The organism is Streptomyces sp. BB1-1-1 (assembly GCF_031597775.1).
Lineage (GTDB): Bacteria > Actinomycetota > Actinomycetes > Streptomycetales > Streptomycetaceae > Streptomyces > Streptomyces thinghirensis.
Genome location: NZ_CP134203.1, coordinates 1,275,201 through 1,298,840, shown reverse-complemented (window position 1 = coordinate 1,298,840; position 23,640 = coordinate 1,275,201). Strand labels below are relative to the sequence as shown.

Sequence of the window (23,640 nt, the reverse complement as noted above, 5' to 3'; positions counted from 1 at the left end):
CCATGTCCGCCGAACCGTCCCTGCCCACCCCCTCCTCGGCCCCCCGCATCGGTGTCTGGCTCATCGGTGCGCGCGGTTCCGTGGCCACCACCGCCGTCGCGGGCTGCGCGGCCGTCGCCGCCGGGCTCCATCCGCCGACCGGGATGGTCACCGAGACCGCTCCCTTCGCCTCGTGCGGTCTGCCATCGTTGTCGTCGCTCGTCTTCGGCGGTCACGACACCGTCGACTGCCCGCTGCCCAAGCGTGCCGAGCACCTCGCCGCCGGTGGCGTCCTGCCGCACGGCCTGCCGTCCGCCGTACACGCCGAACTCGTCGCCGCCGACCAGGAGATCAGGCCCGGCGGCCCCCTCCCCGGGGGCACGGACGGCGGCCCGGAGCGCACCCAGGACGAGTGGATCGACGTGTTCGCGGCCGACATCCGCGACTTCGTGCGGCGCCAGGGCCTCGCGGGCGCCGTCGTGGTCAACGTCGCCTCCACCGAACCCGCCCCCACCGACGGCACGCTGCCGCCCAGCTCCCTCTACGCGGCCGCCGCCCTGCGCGCCGGCTGCCCCTACGTCAACTTCACCCCCTCCACGGGCCTGCACCACCCGGCGCTGGCCCCGCTCGCCGACTCCTCGGGCCTGCCCTACGCGGGCCGTGACGGCAAGACCGGGCAGACCCTGCTGCGATCGGTACTCGGCCCGATGTTCCTGCAACGCGCCCTCGCGGTGCGCGCCTGGTCCGGCACCAACCTCCTGGGCGGTGGCGACGGCGCGGCCCTCGCCGACCCCGCGGCGGCCGCCGCCAAGAACGCGGGCAAGGAACGCGTCCTCGCCGACACCCTCGGCGCCGCGCCCGAGGGCGAGGTCCACATCGACGACGTGCCCGCGCTCGGCGACTGGAAGACCGCCTGGGACCACATCGCCTTCGACGGCTTCCTCGGCGCCCGCATGGTCCTCCAGACCACCTGGCAGGGCTGCGACTCGGCGCTCGCCGCGCCGCTCGTCCTCGACTTGGCGCGGCTGGTCGCCCGAGCCCGGGAAAGGGGCCTGTCCGGCCCGCTGGGCGAACTGGGCTTCTACTTCAAGGACCCGGTGGGCGACGGTCCGTCGTCACTGGCCGAGCAGTACGCGGAGCTGGTGGGCTTCGCGGAGCGGCTGCGGGACGGCGCCGACGCCCCAGGGGCGCAGCGGTGAGCCGCGCGGTCACCGCGGCGCGGGACGCGTCCGTGCCGTCCGGGCCGGCCGGCGCCGCGGGGGGCGGCCCGGACGGCACGGACGACGCCCCGGCCCCCGGTGGCGGCACGCCCGGCGAGCCCCGCCCGACCGGCTCCGGCCGCGCGGGCGCCTGGGCCGAACTGCTGCGCCTGCCCGCGCTGTTCACCGTCCCCGGTGACGCCCTGGCCGGCGCCGCGGCGGCGGGCGCGCGCCCCGGGCCCCGCACTCTGCTCGCCATCGGATCCTCCCTGTGCCTGTACGAGGCCGGCATGGCCCTGAACGACTGGGCGGACCGCGCCGAGGACGCCGTGGAACGCCCGCACCGCCCGCTTCCGTCCGGCCGCGTCCGTCCGGCCGCCGCCCTCACCGCGGCCTGCGGCCTCACCGGAGCCGGCCTGCTGCTCGCCGCCCGCGCCGGCCGGCCCGCCCTCGCGGTGGCCGCACCGCTGGCGGCGACCGTCTGGGCCTACGACCTGGCGCTGAAGCACACGCCGGCCGGTCCCGCGGCCATGGCCGCCGCCCGCGGACTGGACCTGCTCCTGGGCGCGGCCGCCACCGGCGGCGACACCCGCGCCGCACTGCCCTCCGCCGCACTGCTCGGCAGCCACACCCTCGCGGTCACGGCCGTCTCCCGCCGGGAGACCACCGGCGGCTCGCCCCTGGCCCCGCTGGCGGCCCTCGCGACGACGGGGGCGCTGACCTGGTCGGTCGCCCACCGCCGCACCCGACTCCCGGCAGGCCGGCGGGCAGCAGCCGCCCCCGGCCTGCCGGGCTCCAGCCCAGCCGAGGGCCCGTCCCGGGGCACGGGCGGCGCTCTTGTCACCGCCCTGGGCGCCGCCTACGCCGCCACGGCCGCCCGTCCCTACCTCCACGCCACGCTCAACCCCTCACCCCCGCTCACCCAACGCGCCGTCGGCGGCGGCATCCGGGCCACGATCCCGCTCCAGGCCGCGCTCGCCGCCCGTTCCGGCGCGACCGCCACGTCCCTGCTGGTCGCGGTCCTGGCGCCGGCCGGCCGGATGTTCGCGAGAAGGGCGGCCATGAGGAAGGTGAGCATCACGTGAGCCGGAACCCGCACCAGGAGCCGAACGCGGGCGCGGACGGCCACACGGACGGCCAAACGGGCCGCGCGGACGACCACACGGACGGCGACACGCACGGCCGCGCGGACGTGACCGGACGCCCGCGGCCGAACCGCGACGGTGCCGCCCCACCCCCTCTCCGCTTCGGCTACGGCACCAACGGCCTCACCGACCTCCGGCTCGACGACGCCCTCGCCCTCCTCGCCGACCTCGGCTACGACGGCGTCGGCCTGACCCTCGACCACATGCACCTCGACCCGCTCGCCGACGACCTGGCCGCCCGCACCCGCCGGGTCGCGCACCGGCTGGACGCGCTCGGGCTGGGCGTCACCGTGGAGACGGGCGCCCGCTATGTGCTCGACCCGCGTCGCAAGCACGGCCCCTCCCTCCTCGACCCGGACCCGGACGACCGGGCCCGCCGCGCCGACCTCCTCGTCCGCGCCGTCCGGGTCGCCGCCGACCTGGGTGCCCACGCCGTGCACTGCTTCAGCGGCATCACCCCGGCCGGGACGGACGAGGACACGGCGTGGAAGCGGCTGGCCGAGTCGCTCTCCCCGGTCCTGGACGCCGCCGCCACCGAGGGCGTCCCCCTGGCCGTCGAACCCGAACCGGGCCACCTCCTCGCCACCCTCGCCGACTTCCACCGACTGCGCGGCATCCTCGGCGACCGGGAGCACCTCGGCCTCACCCTGGACATCGGCCACTGCCAGTGCCTCGAACCCCTCCCGCCCGCCGACTGCGTGCGCGCCGCCGCCCCCTGGCTGCGCCACGTACAGATCGAGGACATGCGCCGCGGCGTGCACGAACACCTCCCCTTCGGTGACGGCGAGATCGACTTCCCGCCCGTCCTCGACGCCCTCGCCGCCACCGGCTACCAGGGCCTGACCGTCGTCGAACTGCCGCGCCACTCCCATGCGGGCCCCCACTTCGCCGAACGCTCCCTCCCCTTCCTCCGCGAGGCCGCGGCAGCGACCCCGCCCCGTCCCACGAACCGCTCCGGCGAGCCCTCCGCCACCCACTGAAGGGAGAGCCACACCCATGACGCAGCCACACGCCACCCACGTCACCCCGAGCACCCAGGACGCGGATGGCACCCCCGCCGGACGGGCTCCCCAGGGCACCACCCCCGCCCACATCCCACCGGCCGACCTGCGCGCCACCCTCACCGCCGAACTCGGCGGAGCCGCCCGGGCCTGGCTGGACCAGGCCCTGGACGAGGCAGCCGCCCACCCCGGCAGCCACGGCCCCATCTCCGTCTGGGAGCTGCGCCTGGCCGAGGCGGGCCGCCGCTGCGGCCCCGCCCACGCCGACGCCGCCCGCGTCCTCGTCCTGCACGCGGCCCACGCCGACCCGGAGGCGCTGACCCGGGTCTACTCCCAGGGCACCGCCGACGAACGCCGCGCCGTCCTGCACGCGCTGCCCCACCTCGTGACCGGCCCCGACGCCCTCCCGCTCGTCGAGGACGCCCTGCGCACCAACGACACCCGGCTGGTCGCCGCGGCCCTCGGCCCGTACGCCGCCCGGCACCTGGACCCGCACCAGTGGCGGCACGCCGTGCTGAAGTGCCTGTTCACCGGCGTCCCCGTCGACCACGTGGCGGACCTCGACCGGCGGGCCCGCGCCGACGCCGAACTCGCCCGCATGCTCGCCGACTACGCCGCCGAACGCACCGCCGCGGGCCGCCCGGTCCCCGAAGACCTGCACCGCGTCCTGGCCCTGACCGAGCCCGCGCGCTCCTCGCACGGCACGGCCGACCCCCACGGCAAGGAGTCCTGATGCGCATCTTCGACCCCCACATCCATATGACGTCCCGGACCACCGACGACTACGAGGCCATGTACTCCGCCGGTGTGCGCGCCGTCGTCGAGCCCTCCTTCTGGCTCGGCCAGCCCCGCACCTCTCCCGCCTCCTTCCGCGACTACTTCGACGCCCTGCTCGGCTGGGAGCCCTTCCGCGCCGCCCAGTACGGCATCGCCCACCACTGCACGATCGCCCTCAACCCCAAGGAGGCGAACGACCCCCGGTGCCTGCCCGTCCTCGACGAACTGCCCCGCTATCTGGTCAAGGACCGCGTCGTGGCGGTCGGTGAGATCGGCTACGACTCGATGACCCCGGCCGAGGACACCGCCCTGGCCACCCAGCTCCAGCTCGCCGCCGAACACGGCCTGCCCGCCCTCGTGCACACCCCGCACCGCGACAAGCTGGCCGGCCTGCGGCGCACCCTGGACGTGGTGCGCGAGTCCGCGCTGCCCACGGACCGGGTGCTGGTCGACCACCTCAACGAGACCACCGTCAAGGAGGCCAAGGACAGCGGCGCCTGGCTCGGCTTCTCCGTCTATCCGGACACCAAGATGGACGAGGCGCGGATGGTCGCCCTCCTGCGCGAGTACGGCCCGGAACAGGTCCTGGTGAACTCCGCCGCCGACTGGGGGAAGAGCGACCCGCTCAAGACCCGCAAGGTCGGCGACCTGATGCTCGACGAGGGCTTCACCGAGGACGACGTGGACCGGGTGCTGTGGCGCAACCCCGTCGCCTTCTACGGACTCAGCGGGCGGCTGGTCCTGGACGTGACCTCGGCCGACGCCACGCACGAGGGCAACTCCATCCTGCGCGGCGGGGAGTGAGCCATGCGCTTCCGGCACCCCGACGGCTCCACCGTCCACCTCGCCTACTGCACCAACGTCCACCCCGCCGAGACCCTCGACGGCGTCCTCGCCCAGCTCCGCGACCACTGCGAGCCGGTCCGCCGCCGCCTGGGCCGCGACCGCCTCGGTATCGGGCTGTGGCTCGCCCGCGACGCCGCCCACGCCCTGGTCACCGACCCCGCCGCACTGCGCGGGCTGCGCACCGAACTCGACCGGCGCGGCCTGGAGGTCGTCACCCTCAACGGTTTCCCCTATGAGGGCTTCGGCGCCGAGGAGGTCAAGTACCGCGTCTACACGCCGGACTGGGCCGACCCCGAACGCCTCGACCACACCACGTCCCTGGCCCGCGTCCTCGCCGGCCTCCTGCCCGACGACGTCACGGACGGCACCATCTCCACCCTGCCGCTCGCCTGGCGCACCGCGTACGACGACACCCGCGCCGACAAGGCCCGCACCGCCCTGGTCACCCTCGCCGAACGCCTCGACGCCCTTCAGGAACTGACCGGCCGCTCCATCCGCGTCGGCCTGGAACCCGAACCCGGTTGTGTCGTGGAGACCACCCACGACGCCATCGCCCCGCTGACCGCGATCGCCCACGACCGCATCGGCATCTGCGTCGACACCTGCCACCTCGCCACCTCCTTCGAAGACCCGCACACCGCCCTGGACGCCCTCACCGACGCCCGCGTCCCCATCGTCAAGTCCCAGCTCTCCGCCGCCCTGCACGCCGAACAGCCCTCTCGCCCCGAGGTCCGCGAGGCTCTCGCCGCCTTCGCCGAACCCCGCTTCCTGCACCAGACCCGCGCCGCCACCTCCGCCGGCCTGCACGGCACCGACGACCTCGACGAGGCCCTGGCGGACGGCGGCGCCCTGCCCGCCACCACACCCTGGCGCGCCCACTTCCACGTCCCCCTGCACGCGGCCCCCGCCGCGCCCCTCACCTCCAGCCTCCCGGTGCTCAAGGCAGCGCTGACCCGGCTGGTCGGCGGCCCGCACCCGCTCACCCGCCACCTGGAGGTCGAGACCTACACCTGGCAGGCCCTCCCGCCCGAGCTGCGGCCCCGCGCCCGCGCCCAGCTCACCGACGGCATCGCCGCCGAGCTGACCCTCGCCCGGGACCTGTTGACGGACCTCGGCCTGAAGGAGCTGCCATGACCCCACCGACCCACTCCGACGGACCGACCCCCCTCCTCGTCCTGGACGTCGTCGGCCTCACCCCCCGTCTCCTCGACCACATGCCCCACCTCAAGAAGCTCGGCCAGACCGGCTCCCGCGCGCCGCTGGGCACCGTCCTGCCCGCCGTCACCTGCGCGGCCCAGTCCACCTTCCTCACCGGCACCCACCCGTCCGAGCACGGCATCGTCGGCAACGGCTGGTACTTCCGTGAACTCGGCGACGTCCTGCTCTGGCGCCAGCACAACGGACTCGTCGCCGGCGACAGGCTCTGGGACGCCGCCCGCCGCGCCCACCCCGGCTACACCGTCGCCAACATCTGCTGGTGGTACGCCATGGGCGCCGACACCGACTTCACCGTCACCCCCCGTCCCGTCTACTACGCGGACGGCCGCAAGGAACCCGACTGCTACACCCGGCCCCCGGCCCTGCACGACGAACTCACCGAAAAACTCGGCACCTTCCCGCTCTTCCACTTCTGGGGACCCGGCGCGGACCTGGTCTCCAGCCAGTGGATCATCGACGCGACCCGGCACGTCATGGCCACCCGGCACCCCGACCTGACGCTCTGCTACCTCCCTCATCTCGACTACGACCTGCAGCGCTTCGGCCCCGACGACCCGCGGTCGCTGAAGGCCGCCGCCGACCTGGACGCGGCGCTGGCACCGCTCCTCGGCGACGCCCGCGCCGAGGGTCGCATCGTCGTCGCGCTGTCCGAGTACGGCATCACCCGCGTGAACCGGCCCGTCGACATCAACCGCGCCCTGCGCCGCGCCGGCCTGCTCGAAGTGCACACACAGGACGGCATGGAGTACCTCGACCCGATGGCCTCCCGCGCCTTCGCGGTCGCGGACCACCAGGTCGCCCATGTCTACGTGCGCCGCCCCGAGGACCTCGACGCCACCCGCGCCGCCCTCGACGGACTGCCCGGGATCGAGCAACTCCTCGACGACGAGGGCAAGAAGGCCCACCACCTCGACCACCCGCGCGCCGGCGAGCTCGTCGCCGTGGCGGAGCCGGACGCCTGGTTCACGTACTACTACTGGCTCGACGACGACCGCGCGCCCGACTTCGCGCAGCTCGTCGAGATCCACCGCAAACCCGGCTACGACCCGGTCGAGCTGTTCATGGATCCCCTCGACCCCTACGTCAAGGTCAAGGCGGCCACCGCACTGGCCCGCAAGAAGCTCGGCATGCGCTACCGCATGGCGGTCGTGCCCCTGGACCCCTCACCTATTCGAGGCAGCCACGGCCGCCTCCCAGCGAGCGACGACGACGGTCCGCTCCTCATCTGCTCCACCCCCCGCGCTGTCGGAGACCGCGTCGCGGCCACCGATGTGAAACAACTCCTGCTCCAGCTCGCCGGACTCGGCTGACGCGGCACCACGTACGGCCCCCGAGATCCAGCTACTGAGAGTGAAACACACGGCACTGACAACGGCCCGCCCCAGCCGCATCAGGGCAGGCCACGACCCAGAAGGCAGGCACCCGTGACCCTGTTCTCCGACCCATCGCGCACCGACGCCACCACGGACCCGGCCGTCGACGGCCCGGGCGAAGGGCTGCGCCGCACCCTCGGCGTGGACCGGCGCCGCTTCCTCAGCACGTGTACCGCCGTGGCCGCCGGAGCGGTCGCGGCCCCCGTCTTCGGCGCCGCCCCCGCCCTCGCCCAGGACCGGGACAGAGACCACGGACATGGACACGGCCACGGACACGGCGGGCACGTCCTCGTCCCGGCGGACAAGCGCGGCATCATCCTGTACACCGTCCGTGACGCCACCGGCCGTGACCCCCTCGCCACCGACCTGCCCTCCGGCTTCCGCGAGGTGTTCAAGCAACTGGCGCGCCACGGCTACCGGCAGGTGGAGTTCGCCGGGTACCGCCAGCACGCCAACGCGCCCGGTGGCGCGAACCTGGAAACCGTCGAGGGCGCCAGGCTGCTGCGCTGCTGGCTCGACGACTACGGCCTGCGCGCCCAGGGCAACCACGGCTTCATCCCGTCCTCCTGGCCGCTGACCACGGCGGACAAGGACACCTTCAAGAAGCACTTGGAGATCGCCAACATCCTCGGCCTCGACCACATGGGCACCGGCGGCGACCCCACCGGCAGCTCCTACCGCGCCGACTGGGACGTGGCCGCCGACAAGTGGAACGCCCTCGGAGCCATCGCCCGCCGCGAGGGCGTCAAGCTCTACACCCACAACCACGACAGCGCCTACGGCTTCCTGCTCGACGGCGGCCCGCTGGACGACCAGGGCCGGCCGACCCGCAGCTCGGGCATCCGGAAGCTGGAGTACTTCCTGAAGGTCACCGACCCCAAGGCCGTCTGGCTGGAGATGGACATCTTCTGGGCGCACGTCGCCCAGTACAAGTTCCACACGTACACCGCACACGACGGCTCGACCCGTAAGCAGGTCTTCGACCCGGCCGGCCTCGTCGCCCGCAACAACAAGCGCTACCCGCTGTTCCACGCCAAGGACGGCGTCGTCAGCACGACCAACGGCATGGGCTACGACATGGTGCCCTTCGGAACCGGCGTCATCGACTACACGACGTTCTTCTCGCGGGTAGGGCAGCGGAACTACCACAACCCGATGATCGAGGACGACAACTCCCCGAGCGCCACCGACCCCGGTCAGTCCCTGCGGGAGGCCAAGATCAGCTACGACAACCTGTCGGCCCTGCGCAAGCGTCGCCACTGACCCGCGCCACGGACCGGGCGGCCCTTTCCGCGTACTGCGGGAGGGGCCGCCCGGTCCGTGCGAGGAAGCTCGGTCGGGTCATCCCTCACCCAGCGGTCGGGGATTGGGCGTGACGCGCTTGTTCTTCGGGCGTCCCGGCGGACGCAGGAACAGCGCCATGAAACCTGCGAAGATCGAGATACAGCCCGCCAGGGTGAAGGCGCCGTTGTAGCCCCAGGCGGCGACGACCACGGAGCCCATGCCCGCGCCCAGACCGGAGACGAGCTTGGAGCTGTAGACCATTCCGTAGTTGGTGGCGTTGTTGTTCTCGCCGAAGTAGTCCGCCGTCAGTGCCGCGAACATCGGGAAGATGGCACCGCCGCCGAAACCGGAGACGGCGGAGAAGAACAGGAACAGTGGCAGGTTCTTGATCTCGGCCGACCAGATGATGCCGAACTGGGCGAGGCCCAGGATCGCGCACACGTAGAGCAGGCACTGCTTGCGGCCGTAGAGGTCGGAGAGCCAGCCGATGACACCGCGCCCGGTGCCGTTGACGATCGCCTTCAGCGACATCGCGGCGGCCACGATCCCGGCCGCGAAGCCCGCCTCCTCGCCGATGTCGACCTGGAAGGCGATGCCGAAGATGTTCACTCCGGAGGTACAGGCGAGACAGAACCACATCAGCGCCACCCGGCCGGTGCGCCACGCCTCCATCGGGGAGTACTGCTTGACGGCCGGGGGATTCTTCTCCAGCGAACGCCGGGCCCGCGGGTCGGCCGGCGGATTCAGCGGGTCGACGGCGGCCGGCCACCAGTTCTTCGGCGGGTCCCGGAAGTAGAAGCCGGCGATCGCCACCGTCGCGGCGAGGAAGACACCCGCGGAGACCAGCACCCAGCGGAAGTTGGAGGTGTCCATGTAGCCGTGGAAGATGAAGACGAACGGCACCGAGCCGTAGGCGAAACCGCCGTTGACGAAGCCGGTCTTCCCGCCCCTGCGCTCCGGGTACCACTTGCCGACCATGTTGACGCAGGTCGCGTACACCATGCCCGCGCCCATGCCGCTGAACACGCCGAACCCGATGAAGGCGAGCGTCACATGCGGCGCGAAAGCCAGCGACAGATAGCCGAGCAGCGTGCCGACCGAACCCAGCATCATCGCCCAACGCGCCGGCAGCCTGCCGCTCTCACGCAGCCGCCCCGCCGGGAACGCGACCGCGGCCTGGCAGAACACCCAGGCGGTCATCATCCAGTAGATGCTGCCGCTGGACCAGTGGTGGGCCTCGTGCAGCGTGTCCTCGGCGGACGCGAAAGCGTACTCGGCGGAGGAGATGCCCATCATGCCGACCCAGGGCAGAATCACCATCCACTTGCGCTTGCGCCCCATGATGTCGATGTCGGACTCGCCGACGCGATAGACGCGTCCGTTCCTGTCGGTCACCTCCCGGTAGGTGGCTACCCGTGGGACCTCGGTGGTTGTCATCTCGCTTGCACCCCTTGCGTCGAAAGTTCTGGCCAGCGCCCCCTGTCCAATGCCTTCCGTGCGCGCGCGGGTCCCCGGGGCCGGCCGACGCGCACCCGTCGGCCGGCCCCTCGCTGCCTCACGTCATGAGTCGCCCCCCAGCAGCCCCGCGGCCCGCGCCCAGCGATACTTCGCACCGAGTACGTCCACCGGCTTCTCGGTCGTGTACGGGTACGCCACGACCCCGCGCTCGAAGAGGTACTGGCACGCCTCCTCCACCTCCACGTCGCCCGCGAGGGAAGCCACCACGGGCTTCTCGACGCCCCGTTCACGGAACTCGGCCACCACGCGCGCGGTGAGTTCGGCGAACACCATGGGAGGCGTGACGATGGTGTGCCAGTAACCGAGGACCAGCGCGTGGATGCGCGGGTCCTCCATCCCGAGCCGGATCGTCGCCTCGTACGTCGACGGCGGCTCGCCCCCGGTGATGTCCACCGGGTTGCCCGCCGCCCCGAACGGCGGGATGAACGCGCGGAACGCCGCGTCCAGGTCCGGCGGTATCTCCATCAGCGACAGTCCGTTGTCCGTCACCGCGTCCGAGAGCAGCACCCCGCTGCCGCCCGCCCCGGTGATGATCACCACGTTGTCGCCCGCGGGGGCGGGCAGCACCGGCAACGCGCGCGCGTACTCCAGCATCTCGCCCAGGCCGGGCGCCCGGATGACCCCGGCCTGCCGCAGGATGTCGTCGTACACGGCGTCGTCCCCGGCGAGCGCCCCGGTGTGCGAGCCGGCGGCCTTCGCTCCCGCCGCGGTCCGCCCCGCCTTCAGCACCACGACCGGCTTCCTCGGTACGGTCGCCCGCGCGGCCTCGACGAACGCGCGCCCGTCCTTGAGGTCCTCCAGGTGCATCGCGATGCACTCGGTGTGCGGATCCTCGCCGAACCACGTGAGCAGGTCGTCCTCGTCCAGGTCCGACTTGTTGCCGAGACCGACGATCGCCGACACGCCCGTCTTCGTGGTCCGCGCGAAGCCCAGGATCGCCATCCCGATGCCGCCCGACTGCGAGGTCAGCGCGACACCGCCCTTGACGTCGTACGGCGTGCAGAAGGTGGCGCACAGGTCCTGCCACGTCGAGTAGTAGCCGTAGATGTTCGGACCCAGCAACCGGACGCCGTACCGCTCGGCGACCGCCACGAGTTCGTCCTGGAGCGCGTGCTCACCGGTCTCGGCGAACCCGGAGGGGATCAGTACGGCGTTGGGTATTCCCTTGCGCCCCACCTCCTCCAGGGCCGCGGGAACGAACCTCGCGGGGATCGCGAAGACCGCCACATCCACCTCACCGGGAACGTCGGTGACACTCTTGTACGCCTTGCGGCCCAAGATGTCATCGGCCCTGGGGTTCACCGGATGGATCTCGCCCGCGAAACCGCCGTCGACCAGGTTGCGCATCACCGAGTTGCCGATCTTCCCCGGCTCACCGGACGCGCCGATCACGGCGACCGACGAGGGCTGCATCAGGCGGCGCATCGAGGTGAGGATCTCCTCGCGCGTGTACCGGCGGCGTTCCTTCGGCGCGTCGGTCGCCAGGATCACCCGGATGTCGGCGGCGACCGCGCCTTCGGGCGTGGCGATCACCGGGTTGAGGTCCACCTCGGCGATCTCCGGGAAGTCCGCGACGAGTTCGGAGACCCGGCGGACCTGCTCGGCCACCGCCCACCGGTCCACGCCGGCCTGCCCACGCACCCCGCGCAGCACCTCCGCCGCCCGGATCGAGTCCAGCATGGAAAGCGCCTCGTCGGCGTCCACGGGAGCGAGCCGGAAGGTGACGTCCTTCAACACCTCGACGAGCACCCCGCCGAGCCCGAACGCCACCACCTTCCCGAACGTCGGGTCGGTCACCGCGCCGACGATGACCTCCAGCCCCTTCGGCAGCAGTTCCTGGATCTGCACGCCCTCGATGCGCGCCGACGCGTCGTACGCGCGCGCGTTGTCGACGATCCGGCAGAACGCGGCTCGTACGTCCGCCGCGCCCTCCACCGCGACGACCACCCCGCCGGCGTCGGTCTTGTGCAGGATGTCCGGCGAGACGATCTTCATCACCACCGGCCCGCCGAACCGAGCCGCGCACGCCACCGCCTCGTCGACGTCCCGCGCCAGCTCCTCGCCCGGTACGGCGATCCCGTAGGCGTCGGCGAGCACCTTGCCCTCGGGAGCGGTCAGCGCGGTACGCCCCTCGGCCCGTACGGAGTCCAGGAGCCCGCGCACCCGCGCCACCCGGTCCTCGGCCATCACGTCAGATCACCCCGTTCGACTTGAGCAGGCGCAGTTCCTCGTCGCCGATGCCCAGCTCGCCGACGTAGACCTCCTCGTTGTGCTCACCCAGCAGGGGCGAACTGGTGACCTCCACCGGGGAGTCGGAGAGCTTGAGCGGACTGCCGACGGTCACGAACTCGCCCCGCTCGGGGTGGGGGACGGTGACGACCATCTCGTTGGCCACCAGGGACCGGTCCTCGATGATCTCCTTGGTGGACAGGATCGGCCCGCACGGGATGTTGTGGGCGTTGAGCCGCTCCAGGACCTCCCACTTGGGGAGGGTGGACGACCACTCCTCGATCAGCTGGAACATCTTGTTCAGCTTCGGCAGCCGGGCCCGGGGCGTCGCCCACTCGGGGTCCTCGGCCAGCTCGGGCCGGCCGATCAGCTCGCTCAGCGGCTGCCAGCCGACCGGCTGGACGATGACGTACACGTAGTCGTTCGGGCCGCCCGGCGCGCACTTGACCGCCCACCCCGGCTGCCCGCCACCGGACGCGTTCCCCGACCGGGGAACCTCGTCGCCGAAGTCCTCGTTGGGATATTCGGCGAGTGGACCATGGGTCAGGCGCTGCTGGTCGCGCAGCTTCACCCGGCAGAGGTTGAGCACCGCGTGCTGCATGGCCACGTTCACCCGCTGACCGCGTCCGGTGCGCTCCCGCTGGTACAGCGCGGCGAGGATGCCCGCCACGACGTGCACGCCCGTGCCCGAGTCCCCGATCTGGGCCCCCGTCGCCAGCGGTGGTCCGTCCTCGAAACCGGTGGTGGACATCGATCCGCCCATGGCCTGCGCGACGACCTCGTACGCCTTGAAGGCGGTGTACGGGCCCTCGCCGAACCCCTTGACGGAGGCATAGACGATCCGTGGATTGATCTCCTTGACGCGGTCCCAGGTGAAACCCATCCGGTCGACCGCGCCCGGTCCGAAGTTCTCGACCATGACGTCCGAGCGCCGGATCAGCTCGGTGAGGATCTCCTTGCCGCGCTCGGTCTTGGTGTTGAGGGTGATGCTCCGCTTGTTGCAGTTGAGCATCGTGAAGTAGAGGGAGTCGACGTCCGGCAGATCGCGCAACTGCTTGCGCGTGATGTCACCGGTCGGCGCCTCCAGCTTGACGACGTCCGCGCCGAGCCAGGCGAGCAGCTGGGTCGCCGAGGGCCCGGACTGCACATGCGTCATGTCCAGGACGCGGATGCCCTCAAGAGCCTTCGCTGACATGAGTGTTCACCTCACTTGTACATCGTCTGGTTCATGGTTCCGGGGGCGTACGCGTCCGGGTCGACCCAGACGTTGACCAGGGACGGCTTGCCGGACTCGCGCGCCCGGCGCAGCGCGGGGCCGATGTCGGCGGGGTCGCGGACCTCCTCGCCGTGGCCGCCCAGCATCCGCGCGAACTGGTCGTACGGCACGTCGCCGAGGGTGTTGCCGACCCGCTCGCGCTCCTTGCCGTACTTGGCGGACTGGCCGTAGCGGATCTGGTTCATGGAGGAGTTGTTGCCGACGATGCCGACGAAGGGGAGGTCGTAGCGGACGAGGGTCTCGAAGTCCCAGCCGGTGAGCGAGAAGGCGCCGTCGCCGAAGAGGGCGACGACCTCCTTGTCGGGCCGCGCCTGCTTGGCCGCGAGCACGAAGGGGACGCCGACGCCGAGCGTGCCCAGCGGGCCCGGGTCCATCCAGTGGCCCGGTGACTTGGGCTGCACTACCTGCCCGGAGAAGGTGACGATGTCGCCGCCGTCGCCGATGTAGACCGAGTCCTCGGTGAGGAAGTCGTTGATCTCACTGACCAGCCGGTACGGGTGGATGGGGGAGGCGTCCGACCTGAGCTGCGGCAGCCGCTTGTCCAGCGCGGTCCGCTCGGCCGCGCGCAGCTCGTCGAGCCACTCCTTGCGCTTCGACGCGCCACCGTTGACCCGTCCCGAGGCGGCCTCGGTCACCGCCTTCAGGACGAGCCCCGCGTCGCCGACGATGCCGAGGTCGATGTCGCGGTTCTTGCCGACGGTGCGGTAGTCGAGGTCGATCTGCACGACGGTCGCGTCCGGGGAGAGCCGCTTGCCGTAACCCATACGGAAGTCGAAGGGCGTACCCACGATGACGATGACGTCGGCGTTGGAGAAGGCGTAGCGGCGCGACAGCTGGAAGTGGTGCGGGTCGCCGGGCGCCAGGGTGCCGCGTCCGGCGCCGTTCATGTACGCCGGGACGTTCAGCGTGCGGACCAGTTCGACGGCCGCTTCGGTCGCGCGGGTGGTCCACACCTGGCTGCCGAGCAGGACGGCCGGCTTCTCCGCGTGGACCAGGAGGTCGGCGAGCCGCTCGACCGCCTCCGGGTCGCCGCCGGATCGGGTCGAGGCGCGGTAGGCCCCGGCCTTCGGCACCCGCGCCTTCTCGGTCGGCACCTTGGCGTCCAGCACGTCGCGCGGGATCTCCAGGAAGGAGGGCCCGGGCGCCCCGTGGTAGCACTCGCGGAACGCCATCGACACCATGTCGGCGGCCCGCGCGGTGTCCGGCACGGTCGCCGCGAACTTGGTGATCGGCGTCATCATGTCGACGTGCGGCAGGTCCTGGAGGGAGCCCATCTTGTGCTGGGTGTGCGCGCCCTGACCGCCGATCAGCAGCATCGGCGATTCGGCGCGGAAGGCGTTGGCGACACCGGTGACGGCGTCGGTCGTACCCGGTCCCGCGGTGACCACCGCGCAGCCGGGCTTGCCGGTGATGCGGGCGTAACCGTCGGCGGCGTGCGCGGCGACCTGCTCGTGGCGTACGTCGACGACCTCGATGCCCTCGTCGACGCAGCCGTCGTAGATGTCGATGATGTGGCCGCCGCACAGCGTGTAGATGCGGTCGACCCCCTCGGCCTTGAGTGCCTTGGCAACGAGGTGTCCGCCGGAAATGGCGTCCTGGGTGTCGTCGGGCATGGCGAAGTCCTGTCCCTTCACGAGGGGTTGGGGCGCTCTCGCGGTACATTGCATACAGTCGACGAATACTGTATGAAGCTTGTTATCCCGCATCCAGTGGGTGGTGTCCAGGGGGCGTGCGGCACTTTCAGTCAGGAGCCGGAATGGACCTGTACGAACACCAGGCAAGGGAACTCCTCGAGAAACACGGCATCGTGGTGCCGAGGGCCGAGGTCACCGACTCGCCCGAACGGGCCCGTGGGATCGCCCGCGCCCTCGGCGGCCGCGCCGTCGTCAAGGCGCAGGTGAAAACCGGTGGGCGGGGCAAGGCGGGCGGAGTGCGGCTCGCCGCCGACCCGGCCGCCGCCGAACGCGCGGCACGCCGGATCCTCGGCATGGACATCAAGGGGCACACCGTCGGCACGGTGATGCTCGCCGAACCGGTCGACGTCGACCGCGAGTTCTACGTCTCCTACGTGCTCGACCGCGCGGCCGGTGGCTTCCTCGCGATCGCCTCCGCCGAAGGCGGCACGGAGATCGAGCAGGTCGCGGCCGAGCGGCCCGGGGCCGTGGCGCGGATCCCCGTCGACCCGGCCGAGGGCGTGACCACGGCCACGGCGGCACGCATCGCGGACGCCGCCGGCCTGCCCCCGCAGACCGTCGACGTACTCGTACGGCTCTGGGAGGTACTGGTCCGCGAGGACGCCCTCCTCGTCGAGGTCAACCCGCTCGTCCGGACGGCGCAGGGCGGCATCGTGGCTCTCGACGGCAAGGTCACCCTCGACGACAACGCCCTGTTCCGCCAGTCCCGTTGGGGCGGCGAGCGAGTGGCGTCCGCGGACCCGCTGGAGGCGCGGGCCGCGGCCAAGGGCCTGAACTACGTCAGGCTCGACGGCGAGGTGGGCGTCATCGGCAACGGTGCGGGCCTGGTCATGTCGACGCTCGACGTGGTCGCCGGCTGCGGTGTCCGGCCCGCGAACTTCCTCGACATCGGCGGCGGTGCCTCCGCCCGGGTCATGGCCGACGGACTCTCGGTAGTCCTCTCCGACCCCGCCGTGAAGTCCGTCCTCGTCAACGTCTTCGGCGGCATCACCGCCTGCGACGCGGTCGCCGACGGCATCGTCCGGGCCCTGGAGGAGGTCAGGTTGACCAAACCGCTCGTCGTGCGCCTCGACGGCAACAGCGCCGCCAGGGGCCGAGCCCTGCTCGACGCACGCGCGCACCCGCTCGTCGAACAGGCCACCACCATGGACGGCGCCGCCCGCCGTGCCGCCCGACTCGCCACCGCGGCATCCACCGCCGGATAAGGAGACAGGACGACATGGCGATCTACCTCACCGAGGAGAGCAAGGTCCTCGTCCAGGGCATGACCGGCGCCGAGGGCATGAAGCACACCCGCCGCATGCTGGCCGCCGGTACCGACGTGGTCGGCGGCGTCAACCCGCGCAAGGCGGGCCGCACCGTGGAGTTCGACGAGCGGGCCGTGCCGGTCTTCGGATCGGTGCGCGAGGGCGTCGAACGCACCGGCGCGGACGTCACCGTCGTGTTCGTGCCGCCCGCCTTCGCCAGGGCGGCGGTCGTCGAGGCCGCCGACGCCGGCATCGGCCTCGCCGTCGTCATCACCGAGGGCATCCCGGTCCACGACTCCGTCGCCTTCACCGCGTACGCCGGGGCCAGGGGCACCCGCGTCATCGGCCCCAACTGTCCCGGCGTGATCACGCCCGGCCAGTCCAACGCGGGCATCATCCCGCCCGACATCACCAAGTCCGGCCGCATCGGACTGGTCTCCAAATCGGGCACGCTCACCTACCAACTCATGTACGAGCTGCGCGACATCGGCTTCTCGACCTGCGTCGGCATCGGCGGCGACCCGGTCGTCGGCACCAGCCACATCGACTGCCTCGCCGCGTTCCAGGACGACCCCGACACCGAACTGATCGTCCTCATCGGCGAGATCGGCGGCGACGCGGAGGAGCGCGCGGCGGCCTACATCCGCGACCATGTCACCAAGCCGGTCGTCGGCTACATCGCCGGCTTCACGGCGCCCGAGGGACGGACCATGGGCCACGCCGGCGCGATCGTGTCCGGGTCCTCGGGCACCGCGCAGGCGAAGAGGGACGCGCTGGAGGCCGCCGGGGTGCGGGTCGGCAGCACGCCGACCGAGACGGCACGGCACGTCGCCGCCGCCCTGGGGCGCGAAGCGCGGGACGGAGCCGCCGTATGACATCCGCCGCGGACACGACACCGGTCACGGGGACGACAGCCGCCGCGTCCGCGCTCGTCCTCAAGTCCGGCACCTCCTGGGCCGACGCCTGGCAGCGCTGCCTGACCGTCGCACCCGAGGCGTTCCGGGACGACCGTGTCCTCAACCTCTGGAACGCGGGCTGGCGGGCGGACGGCCGTGTCCTGCCCGCCACCAGCCCCGTCGACGGCACCCCGATCACCGGCCCGCCCCGGCTGGACGGCGCGACGGCCCACGAAGCCGTACGCGCGTCCCTCGACCAGCACCGGGCCTGGCGTCACGTCCCCCTGACCGAACGCCGCGCCCGCGTCGCGGCCACCCTCGACGCCCTCGCCCAGCACCGCGAACTGCTCGCGCTGCTGCTCGTCTGGGAGATCGGCAAGCCCTGGCGGCTCGCGCAGGCCGACGTCGACCGGGCCGTCGACGGTGTGCGCTGGTACGTCGACGGCATCGAGGAGATGGCCGAAGGCAGGGCCCCGCTGGACGGGCCGGTGTCCAACATCGCGAGCTGGAACTACCCGATGAGCGTGCTCGTTCACGCATTGCTGGTACAGGCACTGGCAGGCAACGCGGTCATCGCCAAGACCCCGACCGACGGCGGTGTCGCCTGCCTGACCCTGGCCTGCGCACTCGCCGCCCGCGAGGGAATTCCCGTCACCCTCGTCAGCGGCAGCGGAGGCGAGCTGTCCCAGGCGCTGGTGCGGGCGCCCGAGGTCGGCTGCGTCTCCTTCGTCGGCGGCCGCGACACCGGAGCCGCCGTCGCCACCGCCGTCGCCGACCTGGGCAAGCGGCACATCCTCGAACAGGAAGGACTCAACACCTGGGGCATCTGGAACTTCACGGACTGGGACACGCTCACGGCGGTGGTCCCGAGGCTCTTCGACTACGGCAAGCAGCGCTGCACGGCCTACCCGCGCTTCGTCGTCCAGCGCCGGCTGTTCGACGCGTTCCTCGCGGCCTATCTCCCGGCGGTCCGCACCCTGCGCGTCGGCCATCCGCTCGCCGTCGGCGCACCGGAGGACCCGTACCCCACGCTCGACTTCGGGCCGGTGATCAACGCGTCGAAGGCCAAGGAACTGCGGGACCAGGTGGCCGAGGCCGTCGAGCGCGGCGCCGTGCCCCTGCACCGCGGCAGCACAGCGGACGCGCGGTTCCTGCCCGGCCAGGACACCTCGGCCTACGTCCAGCCGGTCACGCTCCTGGACCCGCCCCGGTCCTCGCCGCTGCACCACGCGGAACCGTTCGGCCCGGTCGACACCATCGTCCTGGTCGACACCGAGGCCGAGCTGCTCGCCGCGATGAACGCCTCCAACGGCGCGCTGGTGGCCACGCTGTCCACGGACGACCCGGCGACGTACGACAGGCTGGCGCCGCAGATCCGCGCGTTCAAGGTCGGCCACGGCGTGCCGCGCTCCCGCGGGGACCGTGACGAGCTGTTCGGCGGACACGGCGCGTCCTGGCGCGGGGCCTTCGTCGGCGGCGAGTTGCTGGTACGCGCCGTCACGCGGGGCCCGGCGGGGGAGCGGCTGCCCGGGAACTTCCCGGACCGCCACCTCATGCCGTGACGGCCGTGAGCCGGGCGCACGGGGCGTCCGACGGTCAGCCGATGCCCTGCCGGTCCGGCTGAAGGCCGAAGTCCCGGTCCGCCGAGGCCGGCACGGACCGCTCGACGGCCTGCCGCAGCAGCTCGCGGTGGCGCAGCAGCAGCTCGCGGTGGCGCAGCAGCGGCTCGCGCCGGTCCGGTGGAGCGAGCCGCAGCAGGTCGTCGAGACCGGCCAGCATGCGCCGTGTGACCTGCGGCGTTCCCCCGGCGGAGGCACGGATCTCGGTGAACCCCAGATCCACCAGCTCGGTCCAGCCCGGCACGGGCTGCACCAGCCGGACCGCCCCGCGCCGGTCCCGGTGCACGACGGCGTCCAGCGGCCGCCGGGACAGGGTGGCCAGGATCTGCACGACACGGTCCAGGGCCTGCACGGCGGTCGTCGGGTCGTTGACCGCGCTGGACAGGGCCCGCAGCGCGATGTCGGAGAGCTGGCGGAGTCCGAACGCCAGATCCTGGTGGAAGGTGCGCTCCACCCCGACGGACAGGGCGTACCGCAGCGCCCGGCGCGGCGGGGCCTGTCCCCCGTGCACCGCCAGGACGGGGGTGCCGGGCACCAGGAAGTCACCGATCCGCGGGATCATCCGCAGCACGACGCCATGCTTGCGGGCCACCCGTACCAGCCGCGCGATGTGCACGTCCCGCAGCACACCGGCCTGCCCGCCGTGGGCGACCCACGCGGTCGCGGACCCGAGGGCGGGCGCCTCCTCGCCGTCCGCCGGTACGGGCATCAGCGCGGCCACCCGGAAGGACTCCGCGGCGATCCGGGCGATCACATGACTGACCCGCATCAACCGCAGCGTCGCGTTCACATACATCACGAACAGCAGCAGGCTCAGGGCGACCATGACGAGCGTGAGCACCGACTGCACCAGGGGGACCGATACGACGATGTCGGGGTCGGCGCCGCTGTCGTAGGAGGTCAGGACGAGCAGCGTCAGGACGAAGGTGGCGAGGAAGACCGCGAAGGTCGCCTTCGTGATCCGGCTGCGGACGAAGAGCCGCACCACTCGTGGGGTGAACTGCCCGCTCGCCATCTGCACGGCGACCAGCGAGATGCTGAACACCACACCGATGAACGTCATCATCGCCGAGCCGACCGCGGACACCACCGTCTTCGCGTCGTCCGCGAACCTCAGCAGCTCGGCCAGTGTGTCGTAGTCACCGTCGTCCCGCAGCGACCGGACGAGGGCGGCATCGAGTTCCTGGGCCACCAGCCACACCACGAAGACGCCCACCATCGCCGCGGTGGGCGCGAACCAGAACGTGTCCCGCAGATGCTCCCTGAGCGGCGACAACGCCCGCGGCCGGCGACGCGGAAGCGGGCTCTGGGTAACCAGCCAGTCACTCATGGTGCGACCCTAGGCGCAATGGGACCGCCGGTCCCGGACCGCCGCTCAGGGGAAGGAAACGCAGGTGAAAGGCACTGCGAAACCTTGGTATGGTTGTCCATGTCGCCGCGGGGACGCCCCGCGTAGCGACAGACACCTGGTCCGGGTGGCGGAATGGCAGACGCGCTAGCTTGAGGTGCTAGTGCCCTTTATCGGGCGTGGGGGTTCAAGTCCCCCCTCGGACACAAGATCAGGCAGAGACGAGATGCCGGTCGGGAGAGATCCCGGCCGGCATCTCGCGTTGTGCGGGCGCCTGACGAAAAGACGATGCGGCACCCGGCCCGGCTTCCCTACACTCACATCGACATCAACATCGACGTCAAGATCGACGTCGACACCGAGTGAGGGGGGCCGGGCCGTGCGTATCCGCACCGCTGCCGTCGTTCCCCCGTCCCGGTACGAGGTGATCCTGGTGTCTTCGGCCGTCCGGTGTCCGCTGCGCGGCCGGCACCGGAAGCCCGCGACGAGCATCTGACGCGGCGTGAGCCCTGGAGGTCATTCCTCCCGGCATCAGCCCTCACGCCCGCCGTGACACGGCGGGCCGTCGCCTCGTTCAGCCCCTCCTCCCGGGAATCGCGCCGCCCTGTTCACAGATCGGTTTCACAGATCAGCGAAAGGCCACGGGCCGTGCGCAACCACACCAACCCCCTCACCGCCGTCCGCAACCTGGGCATCCTCGCCCATGTCGACGCCGGCAAGACCACCGTCACCGAGCGGTTCCTCTACACCACCGGCACCACCTACAAGCGCGGCGAGGTCCACGACGGCACGACCGTCACCGACTTCGATCCGCAGGAGCGCGATCGCGGCATCACCATCTTCGCCGCGGCCGTCAGCTGTTCCTGGGACGGTCACCGGATCAACCTGATCGACACCCCGGGGCACGTCGACTTCGCCGACGAGGTCGAGCGCTCCCTGCGCGTGCTGGACGGTGCGGTCGCCGTCTTCGACGCGGTCGCCGGTGTGGAGCCGCAGAGCGAGTCGGTGTGGCGGCAGGCCGACCGGCACGGCGTGCCGAGGATCGCGTTCGTCAACAAGATGGACCGCGCGGGCGCCGACCTCGACACGGCCGTCACCTCGATCCGCGAGCGGCTGCACCCGGTTCCCCTGGTCGTGCAGCTGCCCATCGGCGCCGAGGACGGCTTCACCGGCGTCGTCGACCTGGTCCGCATGCGCGCCCTGGTGTGGGCCGACGGAGCGGAGACGGCCGAGGAGGGGCCGGTGCCCGATGTCCTGCGCGAGGAGGCGGCGCACCGGAGGCGACTGCTGGAGGAGGCGGTGGCGGAACGCCACCCGGCCGCGCTGGAGGAGTTCTGCGACCGGGAGGCGCTCACCGCGGCCACCCTCATCGACGCGCTGCGCGACCTGACCCGCGGCGGCGACGGCGTGGTGGTGCTGTGCGGCTCGGCCTACCGCAACCGCGGCGTCGAACCGCTGCTGGACGCCGTCGTCTCCTACCTGCCGTCCCCGCTGGACGTGCCTCCGGTACGCGGCACCCACGACGGCACGGAGCAGGAGCGGCCCGCCGACCCGGCGGTGCCGATGGCGGCACTGGCGTTCAAGGTGAACGCCACCCCGACGGGACGGCTCACGTACCTGCGGGTGTACTCGGGCACCATCGAGAAAGGAGACACCGTGTGGGACGCGGGGACCCGCCGCACCGAGCGCGTCGGCCGCATCCTGCGGGTGCGCGCCGACCGCCACGACCCGCTGGAGCGGGCGGTCGCCGGGGACATCGTCGCCGTGGTCGGGCTGAAGTCCGCCCGGGCCGGCTCGACCCTGTGCGCGCCGGGCGCCCCGCTCGCCCTGGAGCCTCCGGGCGTGGCCGAACCGGTCGTGCACGTGGCCGTGGAGGCCCGGCGCTCCACCGACACCGACCGGCTGGCCTCGGCGCTGGCCCGGCTGACCGAGGAAGACCCCTCGCTGGCCGTGCGGACCGACCCGGAGACCGGCCAGACCGTCCTGTCGGGCATGGGTGAACTCCATCTGGAGGTCGCGATGGAGCGCGTCCGGCGCGAGCACGGCCTGGAGGTCGCCGTGGGCCGTCCGGGCGTGGCGTACCGCGAGACGGTCGGCGAAGGTGTGACCGGCTTCGTCCACCGGCACGTCAAGCAGGACGGCGGGGCGGGACAGTTCGCGCATGTCGTGCTCGACGTGGAGCCGTGGGAGGAGGACGCGGAGGTGGGCTCGAAGGAAGGCGGTTTCGTGTTCCGCTCGGCGGTCGTCGGCGGGCGCGTGCCGCAGGAGTTCGTGCGGGCCGTCGAGGCCGGCTGCCGCGACGCCCTGGCCGAGGGCCCACTGGGCGGTCACCCGGTGACCGGCCTCCGGGTCACGCTCACCGACGGCCAGACCCACGTGAAGGACTCCTCGGACACGGCCTTCCGCACCGCCGGCCGGCTCGGTCTCCGCGACGCCCTGCGCGCCTCGAAGATGGTCCTGTTGGAACCCGTCGTGGAGGTGACGGTCACCGTCCCCGAGGACGCGGTCGGCGGCGTGCTCGGCGACCTCGCCGCGCGGCGCGGCCGGGTCACCGGCTCCGACACGCGGGGCGGGGCCGCGGTGCTCTCGGCCACCGTGCCGCTGGCCGAGCTGTTCGGCTACGCGACGCGGCTGCGCAGCCGCACCCAGGGCCGCGGAACCTTCACCGCCCGCCCCACCGGCTACGCACCGGCGCCCACCGCCGCCGTCGTCGCGACGTCGGCGCGGTAGCGTGCGGCGGGGCTGCTCCTCCCGACGGGAGGGGCAGCCCCGCACCGGCGCCGGCGCCGACGAACCAGCCTGAGTTGCTCGGACGTCGCCCAGGGCATGCCCTGGGCGACGCAGGGGAGCCCTGGCTTGTCGGGGTGCGTCCCGGCATGCACGCTCGTTGGGGTGCGTCCCGGCGTGCTTGCTTGTCGGGGCGCGTCCAGACAGGCTCGCGGGGGTGTGATCGGACGCTGGACGGCCCGGGCCCCGGACGGCCCGGGCCCC

Annotated in this window: 17 protein-coding genes and 1 tRNA gene; 13 read left to right on the top strand and 5 right to left on the bottom strand. The window is 72.4% G+C overall.

Annotated elements, in window-relative coordinates:
- The first annotated feature begins 2 nt into the window (after nucleotides 1-2).
- The 8 genes from RI578_RS05865 (at nucleotide 3) to RI578_RS05830 (ending at nucleotide 8,801) form a co-directional block, all read left to right on the top strand.
- On the top strand, nucleotides 3-1,178 hold the full coding sequence (locus RI578_RS05865) for an inositol-3-phosphate synthase (protein ID WP_310870068.1): 1,176 nt from the start codon (nucleotides 3-5) through the stop codon (nucleotides 1,176-1,178).
- Nucleotides 1,175-2,263 carry an SCO3242 family prenyltransferase gene (locus RI578_RS05860; protein ID WP_399059547.1) on the top strand — a complete coding sequence of 363 codons (1,089 nt, stop codon included), beginning with the start codon at nucleotides 1,175-1,177 and terminating at the stop codon, nucleotides 2,261-2,263. Before RI578_RS05865 ends, RI578_RS05860 begins: the two co-directional genes overlap by 4 nt.
- Nucleotides 2,264-2,370: 107 nt before the next feature.
- Nucleotides 2,371-3,303, top strand: coding sequence for a sugar phosphate isomerase/epimerase family protein (locus RI578_RS05855; protein WP_310875679.1), 933 nt, complete (start codon nucleotides 2,371-2,373; stop codon nucleotides 3,301-3,303).
- Nucleotides 3,304-3,319: 16 nt separating this feature from the next.
- Complete coding sequence (locus RI578_RS05850; RefSeq protein ID WP_310870067.1) at nucleotides 3,320-4,057, top strand: EboA domain-containing protein; 738 nt, start codon at nucleotides 3,320-3,322, stop codon at nucleotides 4,055-4,057.
- The gene (locus RI578_RS05845) at nucleotides 4,057-4,905 is read left to right on the top strand and encodes a TatD family hydrolase (protein WP_310870066.1); all 849 of its coding nucleotides are present in this window, start codon (nucleotides 4,057-4,059) and stop codon (nucleotides 4,903-4,905) included. Before RI578_RS05850 ends, RI578_RS05845 begins: the two co-directional genes overlap by 1 nt.
- Before the next feature lie 3 nt (nucleotides 4,906-4,908).
- Nucleotides 4,909-6,081 (top strand): metabolite traffic protein EboE, encoded by a 1,173-nt coding sequence (gene eboE / locus RI578_RS05840; RefSeq protein ID WP_310870065.1) that lies wholly within the window; start codon nucleotides 4,909-4,911, stop codon nucleotides 6,079-6,081.
- On the top strand, nucleotides 6,078-7,475 hold the full coding sequence (locus tag RI578_RS05835; RefSeq protein ID WP_310870064.1) for an alkaline phosphatase family protein: 1,398 nt from the start codon (nucleotides 6,078-6,080) through the stop codon (nucleotides 7,473-7,475). Before eboE ends, RI578_RS05835 begins: the two co-directional genes overlap by 4 nt.
- A gap of 114 nt (nucleotides 7,476-7,589) precedes the next feature.
- The gene (locus RI578_RS05830) at nucleotides 7,590-8,801 is read left to right on the top strand and encodes a sugar phosphate isomerase/epimerase family protein (protein WP_399059544.1); all 1,212 of its coding nucleotides are present in this window, start codon (nucleotides 7,590-7,592) and stop codon (nucleotides 8,799-8,801) included.
- Nucleotides 8,802-8,879: 78 nt separating this feature from the next.
- Here RI578_RS05830 and RI578_RS05825 read toward each other — a convergent pair whose 3' ends face one another.
- The 4 genes from RI578_RS05825 to RI578_RS05810 form a co-directional block, all read right to left on the bottom strand.
- On the bottom strand, nucleotides 8,880-10,259 hold the full coding sequence (locus RI578_RS05825; protein ID WP_310870063.1) for an OFA family MFS transporter: 1,380 nt from the start codon (nucleotides 10,257-10,259) through the stop codon (nucleotides 8,880-8,882).
- 123 nt (nucleotides 10,260-10,382) lie between these two features.
- Nucleotides 10,383-12,527 carry an acetate--CoA ligase family protein gene (locus tag RI578_RS05820; protein WP_310870062.1) on the bottom strand — a complete coding sequence of 715 codons (2,145 nt, stop codon included), beginning with the start codon at nucleotides 12,525-12,527 and terminating at the stop codon, nucleotides 10,383-10,385.
- A 4-nt stretch (nucleotides 12,528-12,531) separates the two neighbouring features.
- Nucleotides 12,532-13,764, bottom strand: a complete 1,233-nt coding sequence (frc, locus tag RI578_RS05815) for a formyl-CoA transferase (RefSeq protein WP_310870061.1) — start codon at nucleotides 13,762-13,764, stop codon at nucleotides 12,532-12,534.
- Nucleotides 13,765-13,775: 11 nt separating this feature from the next.
- A complete protein-coding gene (locus RI578_RS05810) occupies nucleotides 13,776-15,458 on the bottom strand; it encodes a thiamine pyrophosphate-binding protein (RefSeq protein WP_310870060.1) in 1,683 nt (560 codons plus the stop codon).
- A 143-nt stretch (nucleotides 15,459-15,601) separates the two neighbouring features.
- On the opposite strand from RI578_RS05810, the gene sucC reads away from it, so the two are divergent.
- The 3 genes from sucC to RI578_RS05795 are packed head-to-tail and all read left to right on the top strand — an operon-like array spanning nucleotide 15,602 to nucleotide 19,244.
- Entirely contained in the window at nucleotides 15,602-16,744 is a 1,143-nt protein-coding gene (gene sucC, locus RI578_RS05805; protein ID WP_310870059.1) for an ADP-forming succinate--CoA ligase subunit beta, read from the top strand.
- A gap of 14 nt (nucleotides 16,745-16,758) precedes the next feature.
- Entirely contained in the window at nucleotides 16,759-17,661 is a 903-nt protein-coding gene (gene sucD, locus RI578_RS05800) for a succinate--CoA ligase subunit alpha (RefSeq protein WP_310870058.1), read from the top strand.
- A complete protein-coding gene (locus RI578_RS05795) occupies nucleotides 17,658-19,244 on the top strand; it encodes an aldehyde dehydrogenase family protein (RefSeq protein ID WP_310870057.1) in 1,587 nt (528 codons plus the stop codon). Before sucD ends, RI578_RS05795 begins: the two co-directional genes overlap by 4 nt.
- Nucleotides 19,245-19,278: 34 nt before the next feature.
- Here RI578_RS05795 and RI578_RS05790 read toward each other — a convergent pair whose 3' ends face one another.
- Entirely contained in the window at nucleotides 19,279-20,631 is a 1,353-nt protein-coding gene (locus RI578_RS05790) for a DUF2254 domain-containing protein (protein WP_310870056.1), read from the bottom strand.
- 139 nt (nucleotides 20,632-20,770) lie between these two features.
- Here RI578_RS05790 and RI578_RS05785 point away from each other — a divergent pair.
- Nucleotides 20,771-20,855: transfer RNA gene (locus tag RI578_RS05785), tRNA-Leu, on the top strand.
- Between the two features lie 442 nt (nucleotides 20,856-21,297).
- Complete coding sequence (gene fusA, locus RI578_RS05780; RefSeq protein WP_310870055.1) at nucleotides 21,298-23,379, top strand: elongation factor G; 2,082 nt, start codon at nucleotides 21,298-21,300, stop codon at nucleotides 23,377-23,379.
- The last annotated feature ends 261 nt before the right edge of the window (nucleotides 23,380-23,640 follow it).